The organism is Candidatus Desulfosporosinus nitrosoreducens, assembly GCF_030954495.1.
Taxonomy (GTDB): Bacteria; Bacillota; Desulfitobacteriia; order Desulfitobacteriales; family Desulfitobacteriaceae; genus Desulfosporosinus; species Desulfosporosinus nitrosoreducens.
Genome location: NZ_JAVHUW010000046.1, coordinates 139761 through 145760, shown reverse-complemented (window position 1 = coordinate 145760; position 6000 = coordinate 139761). Strand labels below are relative to the sequence as shown.

The following is a 6000-nucleotide window of genomic DNA, read 5'->3' as shown; positions in this document are numbered from 1 at the left end:
AACCAATGAGCTGTAGCATCGAAGGATTGTACTGTACCGGTATATGTTTGGCTGGCACCAACTACGGCATCTGTCCAAGTAAGAGTAGAAGTTGCAGGCGTTGAAACGCCAGTAGCAGCTACACTTACTTTTGCTTGGTTTTCAGAAGCACTGTTGATTTGAATAGCAGATGTTGCTGCAGCACCTACAGTTGATTGTGTAGTATAGGTAGCAGTTGCCCCAGCCGCTAAGGTTTTAGTAGTACCATCATTTACTGTCATTGCAGTGGTTCCTGTGTTGGTGATAGTCCATACAACAGGAACTGCAGCAGCAGTGGTTAACGCTTGACCGGCTTGGTCTTGCAGAGCATAAGTTAAGGTAGTATTTGTATTCACTGCTGCATATGCACCTGAGAAATCTCCACTTCCGGTTGCACCAGCAATAACTGAAATAGCACCCTTATTCAGTTGGTTAGTACTAACAGTATAAGGTACAGATACGCTGCCAAGCAGTGTTTCACCAGAATCTAATATATCATTGTTATTTGCGTCAACAAATAATTGAGCAGTTATTGTCGCATTACCAGTAGCGGCAGCAGCTGTTACAGTAATGCCATTTGTCGTTCCAACAGTACCACTCATATCGGCAGCCTTCAAAACAGCAGCAGCAGGAGCAGTTAATACGGTACCCGGGTCGGTTACTGTAAGGTTAGCCTTGACTCCAGCAGCACCAGCAGCGGCTAAGTTAACCGGATTTCCATCCTGGTCAGTAATAGCAAACTTCAATGCACCAGTTGTAGCGCCAGCGGCAACAGTTTGTCCTTCAGCAAGTGAAGTTGTCGGGGTGCCACTCAAAGCGATATTTGTCGGTTGAGCAGTGGATTGTACTGTAATAGCTAACGTATTAGTTGCTGTGGCTGCATTTGCAACAGGAGTAACAACTGTCGCATAAATTGTAGCATTACCAGCAGCTACAGGTGTAACTTGAAGATTATTTCCAGCCCAGGTAACTGTTGCAACAGCAGTGTTTGAACTGTTGAGTTGAACATCAGTAGGATCCCAACCAAGGCTTGCAGTAGTCATCGCATTTCCGTATTGATCTGCAAGAGTAAATGGAATATTAACAGTTCCGCCGCCAACGCGAATTGCGGTAGTGGGGGCAGTCATTGTAATTGTAGCTGTATCAGAAACAGCAACTACCGTAAAGTTCTTTGTTTGAACATCACCAGTGGCTGGATTGGTAATAGTCACTGATGCAGGGCCAGCAGCTGCTCCAAGTGTAAAGTCTAACTGATGTTGAGCGTTGACAGCAACTGCAGTAATATTATTAAAGCTTAACGTCAAACCATTTCCAATATTATTCGCAGTACCTGAAACGATTGGTCCAACATTAGGAGCCAGTTGAATTGGGGCACCAGCATCGTCGGTTACAGTTACAGGCATAGTTACATGAGCAGTATTTACTGTCAGACGTGCAGCGCCGGTTGGCAATACCGGATCAGCAAGCGTAATTGCGCCCGTTGAAATATTAGCTACAGTCACATTCGAAGAAATGGTAACTGCGGGATTAGCAGTAAGGTATGCAGTAACTTTTACTACATCACCTACGTTTGCAAGATGGAAATCCATGCTATTGATTAGTGTTCCTGTGATTCCTCTATTTGTATTATCATTCTGATTAAATGCATATACAGTAATTGCACCTGGTGCAACTGTCATCGCTTCGCCATATTGATTTTTGACAGTATAGGCTATGTTTTGCCCAGCAGCTGGTGCAACCCTGGTTGTGGCAAGTTCAATAGATGTTGCAGTTTCGGCATTAACCGTTACTGATGAAGTTAAAGCATCCGTGCTAACACCTGTTACACTAACGGCATAAGTTCCAGCGGCAAGTTTTGCAGCATCTTGCCTGCTAAATTGAGCTGTCATACCATCTGTCGACCATGTAACAGCACTGATATTGAAGGCAGTATTGTTATATGTTACAGCAAATTGAGCCTTAGATTGCTCATCTGAAGTCAGAGCTCTGTTAAATGCAACTCCTAAAGTAGTGCTGTTAATGGCAGATACGCTGGCAACGCTCAAAGCTGTTGGAGCCGTTGTGTCTAATAAAGAACTATCCGTAGCCGCTTGTGCTTTTGCTTGTTCAGGTGTCATGGTGCTCATTAAACTAGTAACCTTGTTGGCAAATGCGTCATATTTGTAGTTTTGAGAACCGTACTCATAGGAGAATTGATCCCCATTAAACATATGTTGAAGTAAGTCGTTCATTGTAGCGGTATTGGATCGATAATCTGAAGCTAAATAAGTCGTTTTTGTGGTCTTATCAACCATATCACCATTTGCCGCAAAAGCTGGTATAGCCATACTGACTGAGAGTGCGACTACAAGAGCTGAAGTGGAGAATACTTTCCAAGGCTTATTCATAAAATGGTTCCCCCTTATTTTAGTGTGGTAATTTTGCCTGTCTTTTGGGTATTGCTAACTATGATAATATTCATCATAGTTAGCAATATTTTTAGCATACATTACATAATGGGCTGGATCTTATTTAGCCGTGACTTGTGCACCGCTATTATCAACTAAGACGATCGTAGTAGGAGCTGCTGTTAGGCCGGTAACCGCAATGTTCGTTGAATTAGGTGCGCTTACAGAGATGCCATCATCTCCCGCTGGAGCACCAACTGTGTAGCTTGTTCCATTTACAATCACTGTTTTAACAAGCGACGAGTCGCTAACGGGGATTTTCTCGAAGCCGAGTAGACCGTCAAATGTGGGAGCAGCAGTCACGGTGAGCGTTGCTACAGTTCCTTCTTGGACAACAACTTGGTTGCCGTCTGCATCAACAAACACAACTCGATCTGTGGTATCGTCGACCGGTACAGTGAAGACATTGTCTAATGGTGTAACTTTCGTGGATACACCGTTGACCAGAACATCCTTTACAAGGGTTTCATCGTTAACGGTTACTTTCAATGTTTGAAGAACTGCGTTAAATGAAGGCGTACCGACAATTTGAAGTGCGCCCGTTGCTGGTTGAAGATCTTTTTGTGCAGCCTTAATGTTAGCGGTTGCAGTGTCAACTTCAGTTTGGGTATTGGCGGTTGTCACTATATTGGCTGCAACAACTGCTTGATACGCAGTCCAGCTGTCAGCGGTGTAATCAGCTTGATTTACTGCTGCCAAAGCTGCATTATAAGCCGTTAAGTCAGCTGTGACTGTACCGTTGCGATAACTATCTACACTGTTGTATTGCTGATTCTTATCGAAGGCCGGTAACAGCGCGTTAGCAGGTAATTTGCTCCGATCAGTATTAAAGGTCAGTTCAAATTGATTGCTGCCATTATTGTTCGTGAATAACAGATTCTCTGAAGTTGTTGCGTTGCCGTCATCACGAGCCATTAAGTTTGCCGGAAGCGTGAGCATGTTGTGAGCCGTTCCTGTAAGGTCATCCCCTGTGATGAAGTCACTCGGAAGTTTAATGGTAACTAACTCCCCAGTCCAGTTCATCATATTGTTATTTTCACCGTAGAACTTGTTGTAGTTCACATTGTTGGGATCTTCATTTTGACGATACAAAACGACACTTTCCGCTGTGATGCTGGCATCTTGATTGACTTGTTTTCCGTTGATGTCATAGGTTGCTGAACGGAGGGCGTCCACGGACATTTGACGGCTGTACAAAATCTTGACATAATCGTTGGCGTTTCCATTTCCATCGGTTACATTGTTCTCTGCATAAGCCCAGACAACGTAAGGATTAATTTGGTTATCGCCTGTTTGGACCGGCGTAACAACTCCAGTTGCAGGAATTACGAGATTAACGGTCTCCGTTACCATCGTGTTTCCGATATCATCGGAAATTGAACGGATAACAAGTTGCCACTCGCCTGCTTCTAATGCGCTGTTAGGTGCGACCGTGAATTGGGTATCATAAATATTAACTGAATCGCTTTCACCTGCTTTTGTTCCTACAATGTGGCCGTCTATTTTTTGGCCTACAGGAACAGCCGAGGTAATACTTGCATCATTGGCAACTTTGACATACTCAAAGGTTGGAACCGGTACACCACCATTAGCAACTTGTTGTAAGCTAGGGGTCACATCGTCGTACATAACTTGTTGCGTATAGCCAGGTAGTACGGAGTATAATTGAACAGGTTCCGTCATCGTTACAGAAACATTTCCGGTAGTTGTCACATTGCCATCGGTATTTTGTGAGGCTGAATCAACCAAATCGAGAATCTTTTTCGATGTTGTCGCAGGGGAAGTTGTATCTTCGGGAATTACAGCAGTCCCACTAAGTGGTTGCAATTCTGTAGCTGCGGCGTCTAAGGCACCCGATACTTGGTTCCCGTAGACGTCATAAGCGGTCCCCAGAGATACTTTTAAGGTCTGATTATGATAGGTAGCAGGGATTGTCAATAATTGGGTCCAGTCTTTGGTTAATTCTAAGACATACTTAGAGGTATCTGCCGGATCTTTAACAATTGAATAATCCCCAGTCAGGTCTAAAATCTGTGCTTTTGAGCTGGTATCGATCAATTGAACTTTCAAGGGTTCTGTTGTAAGATCAAGCTCCGTTGTAGCATCTTTATCGGTATAGAGTGGAGTTGCTAAACTAAGTTCATATTGCTCAGCAGATCCTAAAGTAATGTTCAAACCTGGTGTAACAACCGGTTTACTATAGTTAAATGTGAAGTCTTGAGTTGAGATTTTGTTATTATCCGTAAGGTCGGTTAATCCTGCCCAGTCCGAAATGGATTTAGCTTGAATCAAATTCTCGCCATCGACCAAGTATTTTTGAATGGCTGAATTTGTCAGGTTTATATCTACGGCATTTCTGGCGTTCCCCGGCTCTACGGTAATGCCCTTAGCAACCAAATCGCTTGTCAGCAAAACATGCCCATTAAGTACCCAGTTTGTTGGATTAAGAGCACTGTTAGCCGCATTAACTGCTGCAGCGGGTTCTGTGTTGATGGGTTCAGAGAAAGTGACAACAATTCTATTCGGATTGTCTGCGTCAGGTGCAGTCACACTGGACATAACGGGTTGGGTTTTGTCAATTAAACTGAAAGACCCTGTGGCTTGGCCTAAACGGATACTGGCCGTTCCGGCATTGATCGTGTAGTTGATTAATTGATTGTCATAGAGATAGTCGGCGCCATTCTTTAGGTCGATCAAGGCGCTAAAGACATAAGATGCCGATGTTGATGAGGTTGGTGTTCCAACAACTGTAGCCGTATCAATGGTCGCGATCGTGATGGGCTCGGGAGTTGTTGCAAGAGGACCGTTATCGAGGGTTAATTGATCGATAATCGCTTGTTTTACAGCGTCAAGATCGCTATTGGCTACATTTCCGACATAAACATTGACACGGTCAGCAAGGTCGGCTGATTTGACAGCGTCTACGGTGTAGGTTTTGATCGTATTTTCAGAAGCTCCGCCATCAGGGACATACGCTTTATAAGTTACGCTGATAGGGCTGGACACAACATTGACTTCAGCCGGAATGTTTGATGTTTTAATCCGTACGGAGAGTACGTCTTGAATATCAGTTGTCGAGTTAGGAAGAGTGACATTAAAGGTTGCAACTCCCTTATCGAAAGCGGCTTCTGTTTGAGCGGAGACAAGACCATGCTTTGAGACTAATTCTGCTGTACCGGTAAAACCTTGTGCTTCAGCATCCTTATAGGTTGCTTGCACTGTTACAACTGTTTTACCATCCGCTTTTAAATTGCCGGCAGCCGAATCAGCTAAGATTGCTGCAGCGTTAGAGATAGAGAGCTGTGCCTCTTCGACTGTAACCGTAGCCGTTGCCTTTACAGTCGTCGAATCCGCGATTGCCCCAGAAATAGTAAAACTTCCAGTAGCAGCATAACTGGAAGCATCAATAGAATCCCAGGTTACTGCAACTTCTTTTGTTGAACCATCACTCATTGTAGCGGTAACCGTAGCTGGCAACACAGGTGCTGTCCCAACTGTCGTCGTCACGTTAATAGCACTTCTATTGTGATAATTT

The 6000-nt window shown here is 44.1% G+C and carries 2 protein-coding genes; both read right to left on the bottom strand.

Annotated features, from left to right (window positions below):
* On the bottom strand, positions 1-2405 hold a 2405-nt coding region (locus tag REC12_RS09955), incomplete at its 3' end, for a beta strand repeat-containing protein (protein WP_308894022.1).
* A 120-nt stretch (positions 2406-2525) separates the two neighbouring features.
* A complete protein-coding gene (locus REC12_RS09950) occupies positions 2526-5972 on the bottom strand; it encodes an Ig-like domain-containing protein (RefSeq protein ID WP_308894021.1) in 3447 nt (1148 codons plus the stop codon).
* Positions 5973-6000 lie beyond the last annotated feature (28 nt).